The organism is Streptomyces sp. NPDC088766 (assembly GCF_044750845.1).
Lineage (GTDB): Bacteria > Actinomycetota > Actinomycetes > Streptomycetales > Streptomycetaceae > Streptomyces.
Window position 1 is genome coordinate 60,725 of the sequence record NZ_JBIVKQ010000031.1, and the last position, 21,818, is coordinate 82,542.

Annotated in this window: 21 protein-coding genes and 1 pseudogene; 13 read left to right on the top strand and 9 right to left on the bottom strand. The window is 73.5% G+C overall.

Translation table 11 applies throughout. From position 1 onward, the window contains the following. Window positions 1-137 precede the first annotated feature (137 nt). The 4 genes from ACIP5W_RS31735 to ACIP5W_RS31750 are packed head-to-tail and all read right to left on the bottom strand — an operon-like array spanning window position 138 to window position 4,494. Window positions 138-737, bottom strand: a complete 600-nt coding sequence (locus ACIP5W_RS31735) for a GTP-binding protein (protein ID WP_401480841.1) — start codon at window positions 735-737, stop codon at window positions 138-140. Then, window positions 724-1,164, bottom strand: coding sequence for a DUF742 domain-containing protein (locus tag ACIP5W_RS31740; protein WP_401480843.1), 441 nt, complete (start codon window positions 1,162-1,164; stop codon window positions 724-726). Before ACIP5W_RS31740 ends, ACIP5W_RS31735 begins: the two co-directional genes overlap by 14 nt. A gap of 37 nt (window positions 1,165-1,201) precedes the next feature. Continuing rightward, window positions 1,202-1,678 carry a roadblock/LC7 domain-containing protein gene (locus ACIP5W_RS31745; protein ID WP_401480845.1) on the bottom strand — a complete coding sequence of 159 codons (477 nt, stop codon included), beginning with the start codon at window positions 1,676-1,678 and terminating at the stop codon, window positions 1,202-1,204. Beyond that, a complete protein-coding gene (locus tag ACIP5W_RS31750) occupies window positions 1,675-4,494 on the bottom strand; it encodes an ATP-binding protein (RefSeq protein ID WP_401480847.1) in 2,820 nt (939 codons plus the stop codon). Before ACIP5W_RS31750 ends, ACIP5W_RS31745 begins: the two co-directional genes overlap by 4 nt. Before the next feature lie 395 nt (window positions 4,495-4,889). Between ACIP5W_RS31750 and ACIP5W_RS31755 the strand changes: the two genes are divergently transcribed. Both ACIP5W_RS31755 and ACIP5W_RS31760 read left to right on the top strand, forming a co-directional pair. Continuing rightward, entirely contained in the window at window positions 4,890-5,843 is a 954-nt protein-coding gene (locus ACIP5W_RS31755) for an ABC transporter substrate-binding protein (protein WP_401480849.1), read from the top strand. Window positions 5,844-6,274: 431 nt separating this feature from the next. Beyond that, complete coding sequence (locus ACIP5W_RS31760) at window positions 6,275-6,703, top strand: ankyrin repeat domain-containing protein (RefSeq protein ID WP_401480851.1); 429 nt, start codon at window positions 6,275-6,277, stop codon at window positions 6,701-6,703. Between the two features lie 153 nt (window positions 6,704-6,856). Here the strand turns inward: ACIP5W_RS31760 and ACIP5W_RS31765 are convergent, their stop codons facing one another. After that, a complete protein-coding gene (locus ACIP5W_RS31765) occupies window positions 6,857-7,276 on the bottom strand; it encodes a DUF6114 domain-containing protein (protein ID WP_401480853.1) in 420 nt (139 codons plus the stop codon). Next, window positions 7,273-7,941 carry a DUF6230 family protein gene (locus tag ACIP5W_RS31770; RefSeq protein ID WP_366060434.1) on the bottom strand — a complete coding sequence of 223 codons (669 nt, stop codon included), beginning with the start codon at window positions 7,939-7,941 and terminating at the stop codon, window positions 7,273-7,275. The genes ACIP5W_RS31765 and ACIP5W_RS31770 overlap by 4 nt, the downstream gene beginning before the upstream one ends. 671 nt (window positions 7,942-8,612) lie before the next feature. Here ACIP5W_RS31770 and ACIP5W_RS31775 point away from each other — a divergent pair. Next, window positions 8,613-9,251: a Tat pathway signal sequence domain protein gene (locus ACIP5W_RS31775; RefSeq protein WP_401480856.1), complete on the top strand. Its 639-nt coding sequence runs from the start codon at window positions 8,613-8,615 to the stop codon at window positions 9,249-9,251. 131 nt (window positions 9,252-9,382) lie between these two features. Here ACIP5W_RS31775 and ACIP5W_RS31780 read toward each other — a convergent pair whose 3' ends face one another. Beyond that, window positions 9,383-10,330 carry a lytic polysaccharide monooxygenase gene (locus ACIP5W_RS31780; protein ID WP_401480858.1) on the bottom strand — a complete coding sequence of 316 codons (948 nt, stop codon included), beginning with the start codon at window positions 10,328-10,330 and terminating at the stop codon, window positions 9,383-9,385. A 129-nt stretch (window positions 10,331-10,459) separates the two neighbouring features. On the opposite strand from ACIP5W_RS31780, the pseudogene ACIP5W_RS31785 reads away from it, so the two are divergent. Next, window positions 10,460-10,588, top strand: a pseudogene (locus ACIP5W_RS31785) (proprotein convertase P-domain-containing protein); the annotation flags it as partial. A gap of 95 nt (window positions 10,589-10,683) precedes the next feature. Here the strand turns inward: ACIP5W_RS31785 and ACIP5W_RS31790 are convergent. Then, entirely contained in the window at window positions 10,684-11,334 is a 651-nt protein-coding gene (locus ACIP5W_RS31790) for a ScbR family autoregulator-binding transcription factor (protein ID WP_401480860.1), read from the bottom strand. A 179-nt stretch (window positions 11,335-11,513) separates the two neighbouring features. Here ACIP5W_RS31790 and ACIP5W_RS31795 point away from each other — a divergent pair, with 179 nt between their 5' ends. From ACIP5W_RS31795 to ACIP5W_RS31825, 7 genes are all read left to right on the top strand, one after another. Next, window positions 11,514-12,422, top strand: a complete 909-nt coding sequence (locus ACIP5W_RS31795) for a ScbA/BarX family gamma-butyrolactone biosynthesis protein (protein ID WP_401480862.1) — start codon at window positions 11,514-11,516, stop codon at window positions 12,420-12,422. A 68-nt stretch (window positions 12,423-12,490) separates the two neighbouring features. Beyond that, on the top strand, window positions 12,491-13,141 hold the full coding sequence (locus ACIP5W_RS31800; protein WP_401480864.1) for a ScbR family autoregulator-binding transcription factor: 651 nt from the start codon (window positions 12,491-12,493) through the stop codon (window positions 13,139-13,141). Between the two features lie 241 nt (window positions 13,142-13,382). Beyond that, window positions 13,383-13,553, top strand: coding sequence for a hypothetical protein (locus tag ACIP5W_RS31805; protein WP_401480866.1), 171 nt, complete (start codon window positions 13,383-13,385; stop codon window positions 13,551-13,553). A gap of 28 nt (window positions 13,554-13,581) precedes the next feature. Next, window positions 13,582-14,742: a damage-control phosphatase ARMT1 family protein gene (locus ACIP5W_RS31810; RefSeq protein ID WP_401480868.1), complete on the top strand. Its 1,161-nt coding sequence runs from the start codon at window positions 13,582-13,584 to the stop codon at window positions 14,740-14,742. A 135-nt stretch (window positions 14,743-14,877) separates the two neighbouring features. Beyond that, window positions 14,878-17,073 (top strand): germacradienol/geosmin synthase Cyc2, encoded by a 2,196-nt coding sequence (gene cyc2 / locus ACIP5W_RS31815; protein ID WP_401480870.1) that lies wholly within the window; start codon window positions 14,878-14,880, stop codon window positions 17,071-17,073. 282 nt (window positions 17,074-17,355) lie between these two features. Further along, the gene (locus tag ACIP5W_RS31820; protein WP_401480888.1) at window positions 17,356-17,682 is read left to right on the top strand and encodes a LysR substrate-binding domain-containing protein; all 327 of its coding nucleotides are present in this window, start codon (window positions 17,356-17,358) and stop codon (window positions 17,680-17,682) included. A 105-nt stretch (window positions 17,683-17,787) separates the two neighbouring features. Continuing rightward, window positions 17,788-18,381 (top strand): PDZ domain-containing protein, encoded by a 594-nt coding sequence (locus tag ACIP5W_RS31825; protein ID WP_401480872.1) that lies wholly within the window; start codon window positions 17,788-17,790, stop codon window positions 18,379-18,381. A gap of 193 nt (window positions 18,382-18,574) precedes the next feature. Here ACIP5W_RS31825 and ACIP5W_RS31830 read toward each other — a convergent pair whose 3' ends face one another. Then, a complete protein-coding gene (locus ACIP5W_RS31830; RefSeq protein WP_401480874.1) occupies window positions 18,575-19,330 on the bottom strand; it encodes a metallophosphoesterase in 756 nt (251 codons plus the stop codon). A 192-nt stretch (window positions 19,331-19,522) separates the two neighbouring features. On the opposite strand from ACIP5W_RS31830, the gene ACIP5W_RS31835 reads away from it, so the two are divergent. Next, on the top strand, window positions 19,523-20,650 hold the full coding sequence (locus ACIP5W_RS31835) for an aminopeptidase P family protein (protein WP_401480876.1): 1,128 nt from the start codon (window positions 19,523-19,525) through the stop codon (window positions 20,648-20,650). A 47-nt stretch (window positions 20,651-20,697) separates the two neighbouring features. Then, on the top strand, window positions 20,698-21,636 hold the full coding sequence (locus ACIP5W_RS31840; protein WP_401480878.1) for an aminoglycoside phosphotransferase family protein: 939 nt from the start codon (window positions 20,698-20,700) through the stop codon (window positions 21,634-21,636). The last annotated feature ends 182 nt before the right edge of the window (window positions 21,637-21,818 follow it).

A 21,818-nucleotide genomic window follows, 5' to 3' on the forward strand; every position in this document is an offset into this window, starting at 1 on the left:
GGCGGGGCGGGGGGGGGGGGGGGGGGGGGGGGGGGGGGGGGGGGGGGGGGGGGGGGGGGGGCGGCGCGGGGGGGCGGGGCGCCCCGCGGCCCCCCCCCCCCCCCCCCCCCCCCCCCCGGCCCGGACCGGGGCGGCCGTCACCCCTGCGACCGGGCCAGCGCCTGCTCCAGGACCACCAGCAGCGCGTCCCGCACCGAACCGCGCTCGCGGGCGTCGAAGACCAGGACCGGGACGCCCTCGGACACGTCGAGGGCCCAGCGGACCTCGTCCAGGCCGTGCTCGACCCGACCGTCGAAGGCGTTCACCGCCACGGCGAACGGGATCTGCTTGTGCTCGAAGTAGTCGACGGCGGCGTAGCAGTCGTCGAGACGGCGGGTGTCGACGATGACGAGGCCGCCGACCGCGCCCTCCACGATGTCGTCCCACATGAAGCCGAACCGCTCCTGTCCCGGCGTGCCGAACAGGTACAGCTTCAGGGTCGGGTCGATGGTGATGCAGCCGAAGTCCATCGCGACCGTGGTGGTGGTCTTGCGCGGGGTGTGGCTGAGGTCGTCCACCCCCGCCGCCACCTCGGTGATGGCCGCCTCGGTGGTCAGCGGCTCGATCTCGGAGATCGAGCCGACGGCGGTGGTCTTGCCCACGCCGAAGCCGCCCGCGATCACCAGTTTCACCGGCAGCGGCGGCCGTACGGCGGCCTGACCGGCGAAATGGCCGACAAGCGGTTCAGTCGGAGTCACGGAGTACCCCCCGGGAGTCGGGGATGGCCCGCAGGCCATCGATAACCCTGCGCAGGACGGACGCGTCATGGGTGACGCCGGAGTCGGGCACGTGCACCGACAGCTGCCCGGCCGCGCGCAGATCCTCGGCGAGGACCCGCACCACGTTCAGGTGCAGCCGCAGCCGGGCCGCGATCTCCGCGATCGATTGCGGCTGCCTGCATGCGGCGACGATGTCGTGCTGTTCGAAGGAGAGCCGGTCGAGCGCGGCGAGCCCGGCGGCGGTGGCCACCAGCTGGGTCTCCACCGGCATCGGCCGGCCGGTCGCGGCCTCGCCCGAGCCCGCGACCCGGCCGGCGGTGACCAGGAAGGGCCGGACGGCGGACGCCGGGCCGACGGGTGCGACGCCGTCCTCGCCGGCGCCGCGCGGAGTGCGGCCGTCCGCCATCGGTGGTGGGTTTCCTCTCTGGACCGGCGGCGGACGCTCAGCGCGACCTGGTGGCGCCGACGCTGTTCTTCAGCTCCAGCACGAGCTGCGGGCTGAGCGCGGCACCGGCACGGTTGGCGAACACGGTCATCTCGTAGGCGATGTTGCCCAGCTTGGCCTCCTTGTCGGTGACCACGCCGAGCACGGCGCCGCTGCCGATCGCGGAGACCAGCACATGGCCGCCCTCCAGATCGATGATGACCTTGTTCAGACCGCCCAGGCCGTAGTTGCCGGAGGCGCCGGCGGCCAGGCTGGTGATGCCGGAGACGATCGCGGCCAGCCGCTCGGAGTCGGCGTGCTCACGCAGCTCCGACACGGCGATCAGCAGGCCGTCGGTGGACACCGCGATGGCGTCCACGACCCCGGCCGTCTCGTTGGCGAAACGGTTGAGCAGCCAGGTGAAGTCTGCTGCCGCGGCCCGCAGATCGGTCGGCGTGGCGTCTCCCGAGGGAGTGCCCCCTGTCGACGTGCTCACTGCTCGGCTCCTTCCGGGAGGTGGTTCTGGCGGTGCGTGGTGTTCCGGTCGTCGGTCGGGCGGTCGGTCGTACGGTCGTCGCGCCCGGCGTCACCGGGCAGTGCGCATCCGTCGCCGGTGGGACGAGGGTGCTCGCCGGTGTCGCGGTGGGCGCGTTCCACGGCCGCCTCGAACTCCTCCAGCGCGCTGCGGACGGCGTCCGCGTCGGCGGGCGGCGGCGCCGCCCGCCGCGCGGCCTGCTGGGCGGCGGCCTCCGCGGTGGTCCGCAGCGTGGCCCCGCGGACCCGGCGGCGGAGGGGGCGGGCGCCGTCGTGCGCGGGGTCCGCCGCCGGGCGGGGCGCGCTCCCGCCGTCGTGGGCGCGTGCCGCGGACTCCTCGGCGTCCGGTGCGGTGTCCCCGGAGCGGGTAGCCGGGCGTACGGCACCGTCGGCCGGCCCGGCGGCGGAGGGCTGGGTGACGGCGTGCGGCGCGGGCTCCGCCGTACGGTCGTGGACCGTCGGCTCCTCGGTACGGGGGCCGGGGACGGGCGGGGCCTCGGCCTCGGCCTGCTCGCGCCGGGGGACCCGGCGGGGGAGCGGGACCGGGTCCGCGCCGTCCGTCGCCGCCCAGGCCGGCACGGAGGCCGCCCGGGAGGGGCCGCCCGCCGGGACCGGGGCGGGGGCCGGCGCGGTGGCGGAGTCCGGCGCGCCCGGCCGGGCGGCGGCCGCTGTACCGGCCGCCGTAGCGGCCGCAGTGCCCGTCGTCCTGCCGGACGGGAGCGCCGCCGTCGCGGGTGCCGCCCCCTGGAGGGCCGTGCCGATCGGTGTCAGGAGCAGTCCGGAGGGGATGGAGACCTCCGCCGTCACGCCGCCGCCCGGGGTGCGGGTCAGGCTGACGTCGATCTCCCAGCGGCGCGCCAGCGCGCCGACCACGAACAGGCCGAGCACCTTGGTCGGGACGAGGTCGAGGCGTTCGCGGCGCACCAGGCGGGCGTTCTCCTCGGCGAGCCGCTCGGCGCTCATGCCCAGACCGTGGTCGGCGACGGTGATCGTCGCGCCGTCGTCGCCGGGCCGGACCCGGACCTCGACGGGGCTGCCCTCGGGGGAGAACGACACGGCGTTCTCGACGAGTTCGGCGATCATCAGGGTCAGGTCGCCGATGATGTCGGGCTCGACCATGACCTCGGTGCCGGCGTACAGCTGCACCCGCCGGAAGCCCTCGATCTGGCCGAGCGCGGCGCGGACCACGTTGGTGAGCGCGGCCGGACCGGAGTCGAGCACGGTCTCGCGAATGCCGGCCAGCAGCATCAGGCTGTCGGCGTTGCGGCGCAGCCGGACCGCGATGTGGTCGATGGAGTAGAGGCGTTCGAGCAGTGCCGGGTCGGTCTCGCCGCGCTCCACGGCGTCGATCAGCGCGAGTTGGCGGGTCGTGAGGTTGCTGACGCGGCGCCCCACGTTGCCGAACATCTCGGCCACGTTGCGCCGGCTGAGCACCTGGCGCTCCAGCAGCGCGGCCGCGGTCGTCTGGACGTTGTTGAAGGCCTCGGCGAGCGCGCCGATCTCGTCGTCGGCGGTGACCGGCAGCTCGCGCAGCCGCGGCGGCCCGCTCTCCTCGGCGTCGTCGTCGGCCACCCGGGCCAGTTCGCGCCCGGCGACGTCGGCGACCTCCTGCGCGGCCCCGGTCAGGGCCAGCACCGGGCGGATCACTGAGCGGCGCACCAGCGCGGCCAGCGCGATCCAGGTGGCGAAGCCCAGCAGCGCCAGGGTCAGCAGCAGGGCCGCGCGCCACTCGGCTCCGGCGGCGGCGTCGTCGGCGCGGTCGGCGATCTGGTCGATGAGCGAGCCGGTGATCCGCAGCCGGGTCTCGGCCTGCTCGTTGTAGCGGTGGTAGGAGTCCAGCGCCGCACGGAACGCGACACGGATCTCGTTCTTGGACTCGGCCTGCAACGCACTCGGGTCGACGGCGAGTTCGGCGTAGTGCTGACCGATCACCGCCTGCGCCGGGTTGTGCTCGATGTCGCCGAGCAGGTCCGTCTGCGCCTCGGTGGCGAAGCGGGCGAAACGTTCGGCCTGGTAGGTGTACAGCTCGTGGGAGCCGACCGCGCCGGTGAACTCGATGAGGGCGTTGCTGTCGCCGGTCCGCGCGGAGAACACGCCGGTCTCGTAGGCGCCGTGGGCGGCGTCGGCCCGCAGCAGCGAGTCGAGCAGGTTGCCGGTGAAGGTGGTGGCGAGGGCGGTGTTGCGGTCCAGGCCGAGGCCGTCGATGAGGCCGTCGGCGGCGCCCGAGTACGCCGGGTCGATGTTGTCGGCGGGCAGATACCCCTGTTCGATGGTGTCCCGCAGGCCGGCCAGGCCCTCGACCTCGCGCAGCGCCTGCGCCTCGGTGTCCGGCAACCGGTCGCCGAAGGTCTCGCGCACCGTCTGGACCTGCGTGTCGACGGCGAGCTGGGCGACCCGGTAGGCGGAGGTGGAGGGCGTGCCCCCGTCGAAGGACGCCTCGTACCGCACGGACAGCAGGACGGCCTGCTGGTGCTCGGCCTGCACGTCGGCGACCAGCTGGGCCACCGCGGCACTGTCCCGGACCAGTTGGGCGGCCGACTCGGCGTGGTCGGACTCCTCCACCAGGTCGGTGATGACCCACGCCAGCAGCAGGGCGATCACCGCCAGCGGGACGCCGACGAGGATGTTGAGCTTGCGCTGGAAGGGCCACCGGTCGGCGAAACCCCGCAGACCGCGGCGTACGGACGAGACCGCCGGCCGTCGGGGTCCCCCCTGTCCGTGCCGCTCGTGCGGAGCCGGGCGACGGGGGGAGGACGCGTCCACCTCGGTCGTGGACACCAGGCCTCCTTCATGAGGTCGTGCGCACCGCGCGACGCACGCTTCTGTCCGATTCTGATCGACGTTCCGGGCGAGGGGCCGGGCGCGCGACGGCACCACGAATGATGCGTCACGGCACCGGAGCGGTTTCCGGCCACTGTTGTGACCGGCGCCGACCCCGGCGAGACTATCGCCTCCCCGATCGATCAAGTGGGTGGCCCTACGTCAAGAATCCATTACAAAGCGCCGTCTCCCGGGCGTCGTACCGGCCTTCCCTTCTTCACGAACCATCACAACCGGTCGCGCATCGAAGCCAATCGGTGACCCGGTGACACTTGACTCACCGAGAACGCGCTGGATTGGATCAGACGGAGCGTTCGTTCTCTCCACCAACCTCCGAGCCCGGAACGGCAGACGTGACTTCCAACGCCCACAGCAGCAGGTCCCTCAGGAACCACCCAGGCGCGGCGGCCGTCGCGCTCGCCGCGATGACGGCCCTGCTGGCGGGTTGTTCCTCCTCCGACGACACCGACCCGCTCTCCGAGGACAAGGCGGCCGGCGACACCGTCGTCGTCGGCTCCAACAACTTCGCCGAGAGCATCCTGCTGGCCGACATCTACGGCGAGGCCCTCAAGGCCAAGGACATCAAGGTGTCCTACAAGCCCAACATCGGCAGCCGCGAGACCACGTACGGCCTGCTCAAGAACGGTTCCATCACCGTCCTGCCCGAGTACAACGGCTCGCTGCTGGCCTACCTCGACGCCAAGGCCGAGCAGAAGTCGCTCGAGGCCGTCAACGCGGCGGCCAAGGCCAAGCTCGACCCCAAGCTGACCCTGCTGGAGTCCTCGCCCGCCGAGGACAAGGACTCCGTCACGGTCAACGCGGACACCGCGAAGAAGTACAACCTCACCCCGCAGTCCACCCTCGCCGACCTCAAGGACATCGCTCCCGACCTGGTCCTCGGCGGCTCGCCCGAGTTCCAGACCCGGCAGCAGGGCATGGTCGGCCTGGAAGCGGTGTACGGACTGAAGTTCAAGTCCTTCAAGGCACTGGACGCCGGCGGTCCGCTGACCCAGGCCGCGCTGAAGAAGAACACCGTGCAGGCCGCGGACATCTTCACCACCGACCCGACCATCACCAAGGAGAAGTTCGTCGTCCTCCAGGACCCGGAGAACCTCTTCGGTTTCGCGAACGTGACCCCGCTGGTCTACAAGAGCGGGCTCTCCCAGGAGGGCGTCGACGCGCTCAACGCGGTCTCCGCCAAGCTCGACACCAAGACCCTGCTGGACCTGGACTTCCAGGTGCAGCTGGAGAGCAAGGACCCGCTGGACGTGGCCAAGGCCTGGCTGAAGTCCGTCGGCCTGGGCTGATCCGCCCGCGTCGGACACGACAGCGCACCGGGCCGTCCCGGACGGCACCACCCTCACCGTCGGCGGGCTGATCGCGCCCGCCGACGGTGCGGCCGTCCCCGCCCCGGCCCCCGAGGCACGCGAGCGGGCCGTACGTTCCTTCCACGCCGGCCGCCGGCTTCGCCCGGCCGGTGCCGCCCGTCGGACGCTGCGCGCGGCGCAGGCGTACCGGACGGTCCTCGGCTGCCGACCGGGTTCCCCTGCAAGGGCGTCGCGGATACACCCGGCGCCCCCGGCGCTCGACGCCTTCACCTTCACCGTGGCGGCCGGCGCCTGCCCGACGGCACCGGGGACCGCCCGCTGACCGGCGACGTGACGGCGGCGGCCGAACTGCCGCCCCTGCTCGCCCGATGGTGAGCGCCGGTTCCCGCACCCGGCTAACCTCGGCGGACATGAACAGGCGGCGGCAGAAGAAACTGGCCATGAAGCTGGTCACCGCGGCGTTGCTGGACGAGGGCGCCCGGGTCGACGCACTGCTGCGGGCCGGTGCCGATCCGGCGGCGGCCGACCGCGACGGCACCACCGCGCTGTACGCCGCCTCCGTCCACGGTTCGGCCGGCATCGTCCGCCGGCTCCTGGAGGCGGGCGCACCGCCCGACGCGGAGAGCGCCGGACCCGGCTCGGAGGGCACGCCGCTGTGCGCGGCTGCCTGCTGGGGACACACCGAGACGGTCCGCACCCTGCTCGCCCACGGCGCCGATCCCGGCCTGCGCGAGGACCGGGGCACGGGCTGGACGCCGCTGGAGTGGGCGCGGCGGGGGCCGCACCCCGAGACGACCGCCGTACTGCGCGCGGCGGAGGCGGCCGCTTCCCCGCGCTGACGGGTCGGTGAGGACAGCGTCCACCGGCGCCGACCGGCAGGACACGCGGCGTCGACAGACAGGGCACGCGGCGCCGACCGGCAGGGGCCGGGGGCGATCCCCGTCGACGGTGGATCGCCCCCGGCCCCTGTGGTGAACCCGGCGGAGTTCCGCTCAGGCGGGCTCACCGGCCCGCAACGGCGGCTGACCGGCCGCCCGTGCCGCCTTGCGCCGCTGTCTGCGGACCTTGCGCGACTCCTGCTCCGGGAGCCACCCGAAGGCCAGGCAACTGCCCACGACCCCGAGGAGCAGGCCGACGAGGAAGCCGCCCAGGTTCGAGGTGGGCCACGTCCCGAGGGACAGCAGAACGCCGATGATCGAGTAGAACAGCCGCTGGGTCGGGTTGAACAGGATCAGCAGCCCGATCAGCACCATGAGGGTCGGCAGGAGGTAGCCGGCCAGGCCCTGCATGCCGATGTGCAGGATCACCGGAAGCGGTGCCTTCATGGTCACCAGGATCTCCGCACCGCCCAGGACGAGCAGCAGACCGCCCGGGAAGGGCCGGCGCGCGGTCCACCGTCGGAAGCCGTTCACCGCGGGCAGCCCTCGCCCCCGAACCGCATGTGCAGGTCGGGCAGCTTGAACACGGCCGCGGTGGCGGCGTAGTTGTGCTGGTAGAGGTCGGTGATGACGACCTTGTCCGCCTGCTGGCCGTAGACGCCCGGCAGGCCGCGGGTGTCGACCTTGTCGAAGGTGCTGGCGTCGCGGCCGATCTCGATGTTGTTGAACGCGGCGTTGCCGGTGATGTCGTCCGAGTCGATGGCCAGGTTCTCCACGCTCACCTTGGTGCCCTTGTCGCCGGCGGTGAGGACGAGCTGGATGCCGCCGAGGTCGACGCTCTGGCACATGCTGGTCAGCTTGCCCGACTTCACCACCGAGGTGACGACCAGGACCTGGCCGCCGGTGTCGCCCTCGTTGGGGCTGTTCTCGATCATGTGGTCCAGCGAGCCGAACTGCGCGAAACCTTCTCCCTCGAGCTTGTCGGCGGTCACCACGAACGGCATGCCGGAGATCGCGAACTGCACGCCCAGGGCTCCCTGGGCGGTGAGTACCGCGAGACCGGCGGTGACGAGGGTCGCGGGCACGGCCATCACGGCGGCCCGGCGCAGCCGGACCCGGCCGCGTCTGTCTGCGGAACCGCTTTCCGGGTTCCCGGGGGTGTTCTCGGCGGACGACGTGACGTCCGAGGACGAGGCCATGTCTGCTCCCATGGGCATAGTCATGCGGGTTGGGCTTCAGCGGCGTGTTGTCCTGGCGCGGACAGCGGCTGCCGCGTACGTCTCCTCGCAACTCCCGGAAGCCGCAAGGGCTTTCTCGTTACGCGTCAGTAGCCAACCGGGAAGTTACCGATGGTTACACCACAGGGTCAAGGGAGATGTGGAAAAAGGGTGAGCGAAACGTGCCGTCCGCGGGCCGGTGCGTCCGGCACTCTCACGAATATCTGTGCAGCCATCAACTTCTGCGCGACACCTTGACGTTGACGAACCATCAGGTCTACAACTCTCGGTGACTCAGCCCGGATCCGTGGCGCCGGATCCGCAGCGCGGCGAGCCGCTCTCCGCGCTCCCGGACCCGGTCCGGCCGTCCCTCGAAACCGACGGCCGGACCTCCCGTCAGAACGGTCACGACCGCCCGGGCATCCAGCACGGGCCCCCTCGCGCCCCGAGTCCGATTCCCGTCCGGCGCCGCCACGGCCGCTTCCCCCTGCCGGCCGTGCCCGCCGCCACCTGCGCTGCCGGCCCGTCACGTACGGAGAAGGCGTTCCGGGCCGGCACCCGTCGGGCATCGACTCGCGTCCCCGCACCTCCCCCGAGCGCACCTCTCGGAACACCCTCTGAGAACACCCCCACCTGAGAAACGAGGCACCCGCATGCGCACTCGCCCTCTCCTCGCCCTCGCCGGCACCGTCGCCGCCCTCACGCTGACGGCGGTCACCCCGGCCTCCGCCGCCGACCCGGCCGTCCTCACCACGGCCAACGGCGACGTCGCGGTCGGTGACGTCCTCAACGCCTCCCTCGCGAGCGGCACCAACGCCACCCTCTACTCATCCGCCACCGGCACCAGCGGCGTCTCCTGCGCCTCCTCGGGCTTCAGCGCCACCGTCACCGCCAACCCCACCGCCCCCGGCACGGCCAACGAGTCGCTCACCGCGCACACCTTCGGCAACTGCTCCGCGAACGTCGTCGGCGTGCTCGGCGTCACCAGCATCACGGTCAACAACCTGCCGTACAACGCGGCCGTGTCCTCCGCCGGCACCCTCACCGTGACCCCGGCGGCCGGTTCCAGCATCCAGACGACGGTCGTGCTGCGCACGCTCCTCGGCAGCATCAACTGCGTCTACAAGGCACCCAGCCTGACCGGCGTCGCGAGCAACACCGACAACAGCATCACCTTCACCGCCCAGCCCTTCGCCAAGGCGTCCGGTTCGTCGCTGTGCTTCGCGAACGGCTACTTCACCGCCAAGTACGCCCCGGTGACCGACGCGGGTGCCGTCGTCACCGTCAACTGAACGGCGCGGGAGAGCTCCACGGAACCGTTGCGGGAACCGGTTCGCGAACCGCTGTGGCAACAGGACCGGAAACCGCGGCGTAAACAGCACCGGCCACCGGTTCGCACGCGAGCCGGTAGCCGGTAGCCGGTTCAGCGCCGTCGCAGGCGCAGCACCAGGGTGGCGCCGCCGGTGAGCACCAGCACCGCGGCGGCGCCACCCGCCAGCAGCGGCGCGGACGGCCCGGAGCCGGCCCCGGAGGCGGACGCCACCGGGGTGCTCACCGGCGTGACGGCCTCCGGCGCGCCGGAAACCGCCGCCGTCCCCCGGGCGGGGGCGGCGGACGTCGTCGTACCGGCCGTCGTGCCGGCCGAGGCCGACGCGGCGGCGGACGGGAACTCCGGCGCGGCGGCGGCCGTGGCCTTCGCGGACGGCGGGGGCGAGGCCGCGCCCTTCTCGGGGAAGACCACGTCCGAGCACGAGTAGTAGGTGTCGGGCGTGCTGCTGTTCTGCCAGACCGTGTACAGCACCTGGCGGCCCGTGCGGTCGGCGGGCAGCTTCGCCGTGAGCCGGTAGGCGCCGTCCCGCAGCGCCGGGTCCTCGACCTGGGCGAACGGCCGCTCGGGCAGGTCGTCCCAGGTGAGGGGCTGCGACGGGTCGTATCCCGGTTTCGTCAGGTAGAACCTGAACGTGCCCGTGTGCGGGATCGTCGAGACGTACGTCATGCGCAGCGTCCCGCCCGGCGTCAGACGGGTCGACGGCCAGTCGGAGCGCGCGAGGTCCAGTCCCCGGTAGGCGGGCAGACCGCCACTGCACAGCTGCCCGTCGGGGATCGTGCTCCGGTCGCGTCCGCCGACGTCGGCCACCCGCAGGTTGTCCCAGGCCGTGAAGGGCGCCCCGTTGGCGGCCACGGCCGCCCGGCAGGCGGCGGACCCGGCGGCTGAACCCCCGTCGGGGGAACAGGCGTAGACCCGGCTGACCGGGGTCGTCGGCGCGCCGTGCGCCTGCGCCGGCCCCGCCGCCCCCAACAGCACCGGCAGGATCGGGCTCAGGACGGCGGCCGCCAGGGCGGCGGCGCGGTGTGCGGTCGTGCGGCGCATCGGGACGTCTCCTCGGCCGGCGCGGGAACGGTTTCGACGTGCAGTACGCGGCGGCGGCCCCGTGTGTTCACGCCGCCGGCGCACCGGCCGGTCCCCGAGCAAACCCGGTCATGCGCACACCACTCGCCGTCAGCGAACGTCGTCGCCACCTACTCGGTGAACGCCTCCGGCGAGGTCGCCGACGGCACCTGGAAGCTGCGGGTCCAGGACGTGGCCGCGCAGGACACCGGGCGGCTCAACGGCTGGAAGCCGACCTTCTGGGTCTCGCGGCCGTACGGAGGAGAACTCCTCGCGGCTTCACGAACGGGCGGGCCGGTGTGGATGGACACCGGCCGGCCCGCCGCACGTCCGGATCAGGAAGCCGCGCGCCGCTCCGGCGAGGCCAGCACCCGCGCACCCCGGTCGGGGCGGGCGTCGAGGCCGGGGAGCAGACCGGGCACCGCGATGCTCGGCAGGATGTGCGCCCACATCACCGCCAGCCGGTCCCCGAGATCGGCGCGGTCGGTCAGCGCCCGGGACATCAACTGGATTCCCGTGAAGGTGCCCACCAGCAGCTCGACCGTTTCCGCCGGCTTCACCGTGGGCAGCAACTCGCCCCGCTGGCGGGCCGCTTCCAGCAGTTCGTCGAGAGCCCGCGCCCACTGCCGGAACGGCTCGCCGTGATCCACCCCGGACGGCGTCTCCTGGTCCACCGCCAGCCGTACGCTGCCCCGCAGCAGGGCGTTGTCCAGCAACCGGCGCGCCACCACGAAGGTCATGTCGACGATCTCCTGCAGCTTGCACGGCTGCGGCGGGACCGCCCCGAAGGGCACCTGCTCGTTCAGGACCGCCTGGGCGAGGGCCTCTTTCGACGCGAAGTGGAAGTACAGGGCACCTTTGGTGACCTGAGCGCGCTCCAGGACCATGGCGATGGTGGTGGAGGTGTAGCCGTGCTCGTCGAACACCGCGCCCGCCGCTTCCACGATCGCCCTGCGCGTCCTGATCGCGCGCTCCTGTTTCGCCATTGCGAGCCCCTTCACGGCACCGAGCCGGGCGTCCCGCGCTCGGATGCGGGTTCGGTCCGATCATAGGATGCCGTCGACTGATCTCATTGAAAACAAACCGGTCGCCTCGTACTCTAACGCTCACCGAGCGGACGGTTCGCCCGTCCGCCCCGGGCCTTCGGGGCACCGTAGGGAGAGAGATGACGCGACCGCGGCAGCTTGCCGACACGCCGTCCCTGACCGCAACCGTTCCGCGCCAACTCGTCCACCGTGCCGCCGTCGCCGAGACCTTCCTCACCGGCTGGCGGCGCACCGGGGCCGACCGGTTCGCGGTGTCCGCCCAGTGGCCGCGTGCGCACGCCCTGCACGTGTCGCCCGACTGGTCCGCGTACGACCCGCTGCTCGTGGTCGAAACGATCCGGCAGAGCGGCACCCTGGTCGCCCACACCGAGTACGAGGTCCCGCTGGACCGGCAGTTCGTACTGACCGAGTTCCAAGTCGATGCGGAACCGGCGACGTTGACGCTCGGTGTGCTGCCGGCCGAACCCGAGGTCGAACTCGTCTTCACCGACGTCCAGTACCGGGGCGGACACTTCGCCGCCGCCCGCTACACCGCGCACGTCCTGCGCGACGGCGCCCGCGTCGCCACCGCGGACGTCGCCTTCACCTGCGTCAGCGGGCCCGTCTACCGGCGGCTGCGCGGCGGCCGTACGCCGGAGACCGTGACCGCCGTCCCCGTCCCGCCCGGGGTGTCCGCCGACGCCGTCCGCCGGGCCCTGCCCACGGACGTCGTCCTCGCGCCCGCCGACGCCGACCGGCCGGACCGCCGGCAGCTGCGAGTAAATACCGCACACCCCGTTTTCTTCGACCATCCGCTCGACCACGTCCCCGGCATGCTCCTGCTGGAGGCCGCCCGCCAGGCAGCCCTGCTGGAAACACCGGGGGAACGGGTGCCGACGGCGTACCACGCCGTCTTCCACCGGTACGCCGAGCTGGACGAACCCATCTGGATCGAGGCGAAGGGCGGTCACGGAACCGACGTGCAAGTGCTCGGCGTGCAAGGTGAGTCGACGGTTTTTGAATGCCTGGTCGGTACCGCCGGATCGTGAACTGTTGTTTACTGGGGGTGAGAAACAAACGGCATGACCCGTTCTTTACGCCCAGGAGTGTCCAGTCGATGGCGAGGCAGTTACGCGCGGAGCAGACCCGCACGACGATCATCAGGGCCGCAGCCGATCTGTTCGACCGGAACGGCTACGAGTCGACCAGCCTCAGTGACATCGTCGAGCACGCCCACGTCACCAAGGGCGCGCTCTACTTCCACTTCGCGGCCAAGGAGGACCTCGCCCAGGCCATCCTGGAGCTGCAGTCCCAGGCCGCGCGCCGGGTCGCCGGGGAGATCGACGACCGCGGCTACCCGGCTCTGGAGGCCCTGATGCGCCTCACCTTCGGCATGGCGCGGCTGTCGGTCGAGGGTCCCATCACCCGCGCGGGCCTGCGCCTGGCCACCGGCGGCGTCGCCGTACGGCCGCCCGTGCCCCACCCGTTCACCGAGTGGCTGGAGCTGATCTCCCGCCGGCTCGTCGGCGCGGTGCGGGAGGCCGACATCCATCCGGACGTCGACGTGGACGCCGTGGCCCACTCCCTGGTCTGTTTCTTCGTCGGCACCCGCGTGGTCGGCCGCTCCCGCGAACCCAGCGCCCGGCTGCCGCGCCGCATGGCCGAGATGTGGCACGTCCTCATCCGCGGCCTGGTACCCGTCCCCCGCCGCCCCCGCTACCTGAGCCTCGCGGCCCGACTCGAACGGGAGGTCATGGCGGCGGTGTGAGCCACCGCACCTTCCTCCTCCCCCCCCGGCGGCCACGTCCGACGCGCGGCCCACGTCCAGGTGGCACGGCCACGGCGCGTGGGCACGGCGCGCGGCCACGGCGCGTGGGCACGGCCGCGGCCTGTGGGTCCCGCGCAGGCCGGCCCGCCCCGCGGGCCCATGCGCCCCGCGGCGGCCGACCCCGCGGTCCGTGGCGCGCACGGTCGGCCGGGGCCCGCGTCCCGCGTGCACGGCTGACGCCGTGACCCGGGGCGTTCCCGGCCGACTGCTGCTGCGGGTCGCCGGGTCGCCGGGGCGCCGTATCGCCGTGTACGACGGCGTCCGCGGCCGGTCGTGGCAGTCCGCGCCCGTGGCCACGGCCGGCCCCGCCGTCCGCACGCCCTCCGCCCCCACCCGCCCCGCGATACCGTGATCCGCATGCCCGACACCCCCTCCCGCCCGTGATCCACGGCGACGAGCCCGGCTCCTTCCCGCACGGTGTCCTCGCCGAGCGGCACCCGGCGATCATCCGGCGGGTGCGGGACGCCTTCCCCTACGGACCCGACGTCCGCGGGGCCCTCGACGCCCTGCTGACGAGCTGCGTCGAGGGTGTGATCGAGCCGCTCCCCGCCGACGCGCACGACCTCGACCACTGGCGGGCCTGGGGTCTGGACGGGTACGCGGGCCGCTCCTGGTACGAGGTGCCCTGGCTGTGGTCGGAGAGCTACTTCTACCGGCTGCTCCTCGAGACCGTCGGCCACTTCCGGCCCGGACCCTGGCAGGGCCTCGACCCGTTCCGCCCGTTCAAGCTCGCCGAGCTGGACGCCCCCGGGACCGACGAGGAACTCGCCGCGCTCGACGGCCTCGAAGGCCGCCCGGAGCGGGAGCGGGCACAGGCCCTGCTGCACGGCTCCCTGTGGGGCAACCGCGCCGACCTCGGCTTCCGGCTCTCCGACACGGGCGCCCGGGACCGGGCCGCCGTCCCCGCACTGGTCGCCGACGACGGCGAGAGCCTGTGGACGCTGCTGGCGCCGCCGGAGGCCGCCCACGGCACGCTGTGCCTGGTCGCGGACAACGCGGGCCGCGAGCTGATCCCCGATCTGCTCCTCGCCGCCCACCTCCTCGCCCACGGGCGGATCGGCCGCGTCGTCCTGCACGTCAAGCCGTACCCGTACTACGTCTCGGACGCCACGACGGCCGACGTCGTCGACGCGCTGCGCCGCCTGACGGCAGCTCCGGGGGCGGCCGCCGGGTACGGGCGGCGGCTGTGGGCGGCGATGACGGACGGCACCCTGACGGTCCGCGCCCACCCCTTCGCCGCCGCCCCGCTGCCGTACGAGCGGATGCCGGACGACCTCCGCGCCGAGTTCGCGGCCGCGACGCTGACCGTCGTGAAGGGCGACCTCAACTACCGCCGCCTGGTGGGCGACCGGCGGTGGCCGCCGACGACCCCGTTCGAGGACGTGACCGCGTACTTCCCCGGCCCGGTCGTGGCCCTGCGCACGCTCAAGTCGGACGTGATCACCGGGCTGTCCGCCGGCACCGAGGCCGCGCTGACCGCCGCCGAGGGGCAGGGCTGGCGCACCGGCGGGACCCACGCGCTGATCCAGACCAGGAAGTGAGCACGGCGCGGACCCCCGTACCGGCCCGCTGCTCAGGAGCGCCCGATCCGCCGGTGTTCGCCCCGGGTTCACGCGATGGTGTGATCATGTCCCGCGCCGCGGATGAGGGTTGATGCCCCCGGGTAGGGCCCGGCCATGACGCAGCCGTTCGAACTCCCGCACTTCTACATGCCGTATCCCGCGCGGCTCAACCCGCACGTCGACGAGGCCCGCGCCCACTCGACGGGGTGGGCGCGCGAGATGGGCATGCTGGAGGGCTCCGGGATCTGGGAGCAGGCCGACCTCGAGGCGCACGACTACGGTCTGCTCTGCGCCTACACCCACCCCGACTGCGACGGCCCCGCCCTGTCGTTGATCACCGACTGGTACGTGTGGGTGTTCTTCTTCGACGACCACTTCCTCGACATGTTCAAACGCACCCCCGACCGGGCGGCCGGCAAGGCCCATCTGGACCGGCTCCCGCTGTTCATGCCGCTCGACCTGTCGACCCCGGTGCCCGAGCCGCGGAACCCGGTCGAGGCGGGCCTCGCCGACCTGTGGGCGCGCACCGTGCCGGCGATGTCCGCCGACTGGCGGCGCCGTTTCGCCGTCGCCACCGAGCACCTCCTCAACGAGTCGATGTGGGAGCTGTCCAACATCGGCGAGGGACGGGTCTCCAACCCCGTCGAGTACATCGAGATGCGGCGCAAGGTGGGCGGCGCCCCCTGGTCGGCGGGGCTCGTGGAGTACGCGACCGCCGAGGTCCCGGCCGCCGTGGCCGGATCGAGGCCGCTCAGGGTGCTGATGGAGACCTTCTCCGACGGCGTGCACCTGCGCAACGACCTGTTCTCCTACCAGCGCGAGGTCGAGGACGAGGGCGAGCTGAGCAACGGGGTCCTCGTCCTGGAGACGTTCTTCGGCTGCACCACCCAGCAGGCCGCGGACATCGTCAACGACATCCTCACGTCCCGGCTCCACCAGTTCGAGCACACCGCCCTGACCGAAGTGCCGGCGCTGGCCCTGGAGAAGGGCCTGCGCCCGGACGAGGTGGCCGCCGTCGCCGCCTACACCAAGGGCCTCCAGGACTGGCAGTCCGGCGGCCACGAATGGCACCTGCGCTCCAGCCGCTACATGAACGGGAAGGCGACCTCCCCCTCGCCCTGGGAGAGGCTGACCCACCCCGGCACCTCCGCCGCCGACGTCGGCGCCCTGCTCGCCCCGGCCGCCGCGACGGGAGTACCTCCCACGCCCTTCGGGCAGTGGGGGAGGCTGCGCGCGTACACGCACGTGCCGTTCCGGAAGGTCGGCCCGTCCCGGCTGCCCGAGTTCCACATGCCCTTCCAGGTGGAGCTGAGCCCGCACCTGGACCGGGCCCGACGCAACCTGGTCGAGTGGACGCGCCGTATGGGCATCCTGTCCGAAGGGGTGTGGGACGAGGACAAGCTCGCCTCGTGCGACCTGGCGTTGTGCTCGGCGGGCCTGGACCCCGACGCCACCCCCGAGGCCCTCGACCTCAGCGCCGGCTGGCTGGCGTTCGGCACCTACGGCGACGACTACTACCCGCTGGTGTACGGCCACCGCCGCGACCTGGCCGCGGCCAGGGCCACCACCGCCCGCCTCTCGGCCTGCATGCCCGTCGGCGGCGAGGAGAGTCCCGTCCCCCTGAACGCCATGGAACGGTCGCTGATCGACCTGTGGGCGCGCACGACCGCCGGCATGACCCCCGACCAGCGGCGCACCCTGCGCGCGGCGGTCGACAGCATGACGGAGAGCTGGGTGTGGGAGCTGGCCAACCAGCTCCAGAACCGCATCCCCGACCCCGTCGACTACCTGGAGATGCGGCGCGCCACCTTCGGCTCCGACCTCACCCTGAGCCTGTGCCGCATGGGCCAGGGCCCGGCCGTCCCGCCGGAGGTGTACGCCAGCGGCCCGGTCCGCTCACTGGAGAACGCGGCCATCGACTACGCCTGTCTGCTCAACGACGTCTTCTCGTACCAGAAGGAGATCGAGTACGAGGGCGAGATCCACAACGCGATCCTCGTCGTGCAGAACTTCTTCGGCTGCGACTACCCGACCGCGCTCGGCGTCGTCCACGACCTGATGACCCGGCGCATGCAGCAGTTCGAGCACGTGATCGCCCACGAACTGCCCGTCCTGTACGACGACTTCGGCCTGTCGGCGCAGGCCCGCGACGCCATGCGCGGGTATGTGGCGGACCTCCAGAACTGGCTGGCCGGCATCCTCAACTGGCATCGACAGGTGGACCGTTACACATCCGCCTACCTGGCCCGCCGGTCCCACGGCTTCCTGCCCGGCCGCCCGCCGGCCGTCCCCGCGCTGCCGGTCGGCTGACGGCTGCGCCGACCGGCCCCCGCCACCGGTCGGCCGGCGGCTCCCGCCGTGCCGCCGCCGGCCGGCCGCGCACACGAACCGCCCCGCAGATCGTCGTGCGGCGGGCCCGTCACACCGGCCGCGCCGCCGGCGGTCGTGCCGCGTGCTCGACCAGCGACCCGCTCCCGCTGCCCGACGTGGCGCCGCTGACCACGTACGGCGTCGGGGAGGAACCGGTCGGCGTTCTGCTGCCCACCGCGCACCCCCTGGCCCACCGCGCACCCCCTGGCCCGCCGCGCCGGCCTGCGCCTCGGTGACCTCGCCGACGCCCGCTGGATCGACGCCCCCGACACGGGCCTGCCGCTGCACCGGCTGCGCGCCGCGAACGGCGGCCGCGGCTTCCGCCCGGCCCTGCGCTACGAGTGCACCGACGTCCGCGTCCCGACCACGCTCGCCGCCGCCGGTCACGGTCTCGTCCTCCTGCCCCGCTCGGCGACGGCCGGCGCCCCGGGCACGGCGGTCGTCCCGCTCACCGGACCGCGGGTCGTCCACCGGGTGGAACTCGTCCACGCCGGCACCCCGACGGGCGCCGCACAGGCCCTGGTCGCGGAGCTGTCCCCGGGCCGGTGAGCCCCGCGCCCGCACGCGTACCGCCGTCGGCCGCCGGTCAGTCTCACTCGTTCGTGGCTCGTGGCGCTCCGCTACGACGGGTAGGGCACCAGCCGGAGGCGATCCATGGAACAGACCGCGTTGCGTCCCAAGCCCATGCCCGGCCGGGAACCCGGCGGCACCCCGCCCTGCGACGTACCGGAGTGCGGCCGGCCCCGCCACCCGCACGCCGCCCGCCGCCGCGGCCGGCGTCCGACGACCCTGCTGTCCGGCCTGTTCGCCGGTGCCGTCCTGGTGCTCTCCGGCGTCGGCCTCGGCACCGTGGGCGCCGCCGTGATCGGCGCGAGCGAACTGGCCGAGCTGCAACGGCAGGCGGGCGGGGCCGCAGCGGACGCCGCGTCCCCGCCGGCGGGCCGCGGCCTCGCCGCACCGGGCTCCCCGGTGCCCGCGCCCGCCGACGCCACCCTGGGCCTGGAGATCGTGGACGGGAAGAAGGCGGGCGCCGAGATCGTCGCCGTCCATGTCCCCGGCCCCGGCTACTCGGCCGGTCTGGTGCGCGGGGACGTCGTCCTGCACTTCGGCAGGACCCGGATCGACTCCGCGGCGGATCTCGCGCGGGCGGTCGACGAGGCGAGGCCGGGCCGGGAGACCAAGGTGACGTTGCGTCACAGGAGCGGTGGCTACCAGCAGTTGTCCGTGGTGCCGGGGATCGTCACCTGACGGCCGGTCCGGACGGGTGAGCGCCGCGGAGGACGTCGTCCGGTGCGCGTACACGGCCGCTGCGGAGCGTCACCCGACGGTTCGGTCCGCGCGCGCGAGGGCCGCCGGTCGTGACCCGGTGGTCCCGTCCGCCCGCGCGAGCGCCGCGGGGCGGCACCCGACGGCCCGGACCGCCCGCACGGGCGCGCCCGCGTCACACGGCCACGCGGAAGTGGCTCGTGAGCCGCCGCTCGTCGTCCAGGACGTGGAACGCGAGCCCGACCGGCGCCTCCCGGTCGGCGATCTCCTCGCCCTCCCAGGGCAGCCGCAGCGTCCAGGTCACGCCGGGGCCCACCACCAGCGGCCGCCCGGCGAAGGTGGTGGCGGCCGGGGTGTGGGCGTGGCCCGTGATGATCCCGGCGATCTCCGGCCGCCGTCCGAGCAGCGCGGCCAGCCGATCCGGGTCGCCCAACCGGCAGGAGTCGGGCAGCGGGTGGTGCACCGCGACCGGCGGATGGTGGAGGGCGAGCAGCGCCGGCACGTCCCCGTCCAGCTCGTCCAGGGTCTCCTCGATCCAGGCGTACGTCTCGTCCGCCAGGGCCCCCTCGTCCTCGCCCGGGATGCCGGAGTCGCACATCAGGACCGCGCCGCCGTCGAACACCTGGACGCTGTTGACCGGCCCGTCGGCGGCCGGCAGGCCGAGGAGGGCCTTGCGGTAGGGGGCGCGGCGGTCGTGGTTGCCGGGGCAGGTGAGCACCGGCCGGGGAGCGTCGGAGCCCCGGATCCCGAGGATGCGGGCGGCCTCCTCGTACTCGGCCTCCGCCCCGTGGTCCGCGATGTCCCCGGTGACCAGCAGCGCGTCCACCCGCCCCGGCAGGTTCCGGAGCCGGTCGCACGCCCGCTCGGCGCGTTCGGTGGCACGGGCGCTGCCGTCCAGGTGCAGATCACTGAGGTGAGCGAGTACGAGCACGGTGCCGGCCTCCCGAAGTGGATTAATGCTTGCGATGGATTCAAGCATTAGATCGCTGGGCCGGGCAATCCACTTGCCCGGGGAACGACGGGGCGGCATTTACCGCGAAATCCCCGCCGATCGGGTCGCGCCGCCCCTGCCGACCGGGCAGGATGCTGCCCGTAGTCACCACGTCCTGACAGGGAGGCCCGGATGACCGGCCGCACGCCCGCGCGCTTCACCGCCGACGACTACCGGGCCCGCATGGAGCGGGCCGTGCACGCGGCCGGCGACGCGGGGCTGGCCGGCCTGCTCGTGGCACCGGGCCCGGACCTGGTCTGGCTCACCGGCTACGCGCCCCCCGCGGCCACCGAACGGCTCACCCTGCTCGTCCTCACACCCGGGCGCGACCCCGTCCTCGTCGTCCCGGCCCTCGAAGCCCTCGACGCCGCCAGGTCGGCCGGGGCCCCCGCACTCACCCTGCGGGACTGGACCGACGGCAAGGACCCCTACGCCGCCACCACCGCGCTCCTCGACGCCGGCGGCCGGTTCGGCGTCAGCGACAACGCCTGGGCGATGCACCTGCTCAACCTCCAGAAGGCCCTCCCGGACAGCTCCTACGCCTCCCTCACCGAGGCCCTGCCGATGCTGCGCGCCGTCAAGGACGCGGCCGAACTGGAGCTGATGGCCGCCGCGGGAGCCGCCGCCGACGCCACGTTCGAGGAGATCCGCAGGGTTCCCTTCGCCGGGCGCAGGGAGTCCGAGGTGGGCGCCGACCTCGCCGGCCTGCTCCGCCGCTTCGGCCACTCCCAGGTCGACTTCACCATCGTCGCCTCGGGCCCGAACGGCGCCAACCCGCACCACGAGGTCGGCGACCGCGTCATCGAGCACGGCGACATGGTCGTCCTCGACTTCGGCGGCCTGAAGGACGGCTACGGCTCCGACACCTCCCGCACGGTCCACGTCGGCGAACCCACCGACGAGGAGCGCCGGGTCCACGACCTCGTCCGCGAGGCCCAGGAGGCGGGCTTCCGCGCCGTACGGCCCGGCGTCGCCTGCCAGGAGGTCGACCGGGCCGCCCGCGCCGTCATCGCCGACGCCGGGTACGGCGAGTACTTCATCCACCGCACCGGCCACGGCATCGGCGTCACCACCCACGAGCCGCCCTACATGATCGAGGGCGAGGAACAGCCCCTCGTCCCCGGCATGTGCTTCTCCGTCGAGCCGGGCGTCTACCTCCCCGGCCGGTTCGGGGTGCGCATCGAGGACATCGTCACCGTCACCGCGGACGGCGGCCGCCGCCTCAACGACACCACCCGCGAGATGGTCGTGGTCGACTGACACCCACAGGAGAGTCCCGGCACCCACCGAACGGCTACGGCGCGACCATGACCCCAGCACCCACACCCACCGCGGACACCGTCCGCCGACTGGTCCGAACGCTCCTCAAGAACGCCGGCGACGACGGCCCCGGCCCCGAGGTGCGGCCCGTCTCCGAGGAGGGCGGGCACGGCACCTGGTGGGTCGGCACCCGCCACGTCCTCAGGCTCGCCCCCGATCGTGAGGCGACCGTCCGCATGCGCCGTGAACTGCGGCTGCGCGACCTCGTCCGACCGCACGTACCGGTCACCGTGCCGACCGCCGTCGCACACGGCGAGTGGTCACCCGGCCTCGCCTACACCCTCGACACCAAGGTGCCCGGCGGCACCGCCGAGGACCACGACGTGTCCGCCGTCGGCGAGGCCGACCTGGCCGCGCTGCTCGGCGGACTGCGCGAGGTGCCGGTCCGGCAGGCCGAGACGATCGGCGTGCCGCGCGTCGCCCCGCGCTCCCTCGAGGCACTGCGCCGCATGGCCGTCGCCGCCGGCGAACGCCTCGCCGCCGCCGACGAGTTCGACCTCGCCCGGCTCCACCAGCTCACCTCGCCCGGCGCGGCCCAGCTCGCCGCCCAGCCCGCCACCGCCGTCCTCGTCCACCACGCCCTGCGGGGCGAGCACCTCGTGGTCAGCGCCGACGGCCGGGTGCGCGGCGTCCTCGGCTGGACCGGCGCGGTCGTCGGCGACCCCGCCGAGGACATCGCCGGGCTCGCCCTCGCCGTCGGCTCCGGCGCCGCCGTCCGCGCCGCCACCCTCACCGGGTACGGCGCCCGCGCCTGCCTGCGCGGCCTGTGGCTGGCCCGCTGCGACACCGTCGTACGCCTCGCCGAACGCCTGACCGGCCACGGCGCCGAGTCCCCGGCCCTGCTGCGCACCCAACTGCGCCGGGCCTGGGAGGCGATCCTGCTGGAACGCGTGACGGAACTCAGGCAGGACGGGTCGGACGGCTAGGGCGTGTTTCGAAAGTCCCGTCTGCCCGGCGACGTCTGGCACGCACGCTCGCCGCGTTGTCGGGGTCGCCCCGATACAACCAGTATCGGGGCGACCCTCCGCCTTGCGATCGCACGCACCAGACGCCGCCGGGCCTGCCCTTCGGACAGACGACGCCACTTTCGAAACACGCCCTAGTAGGA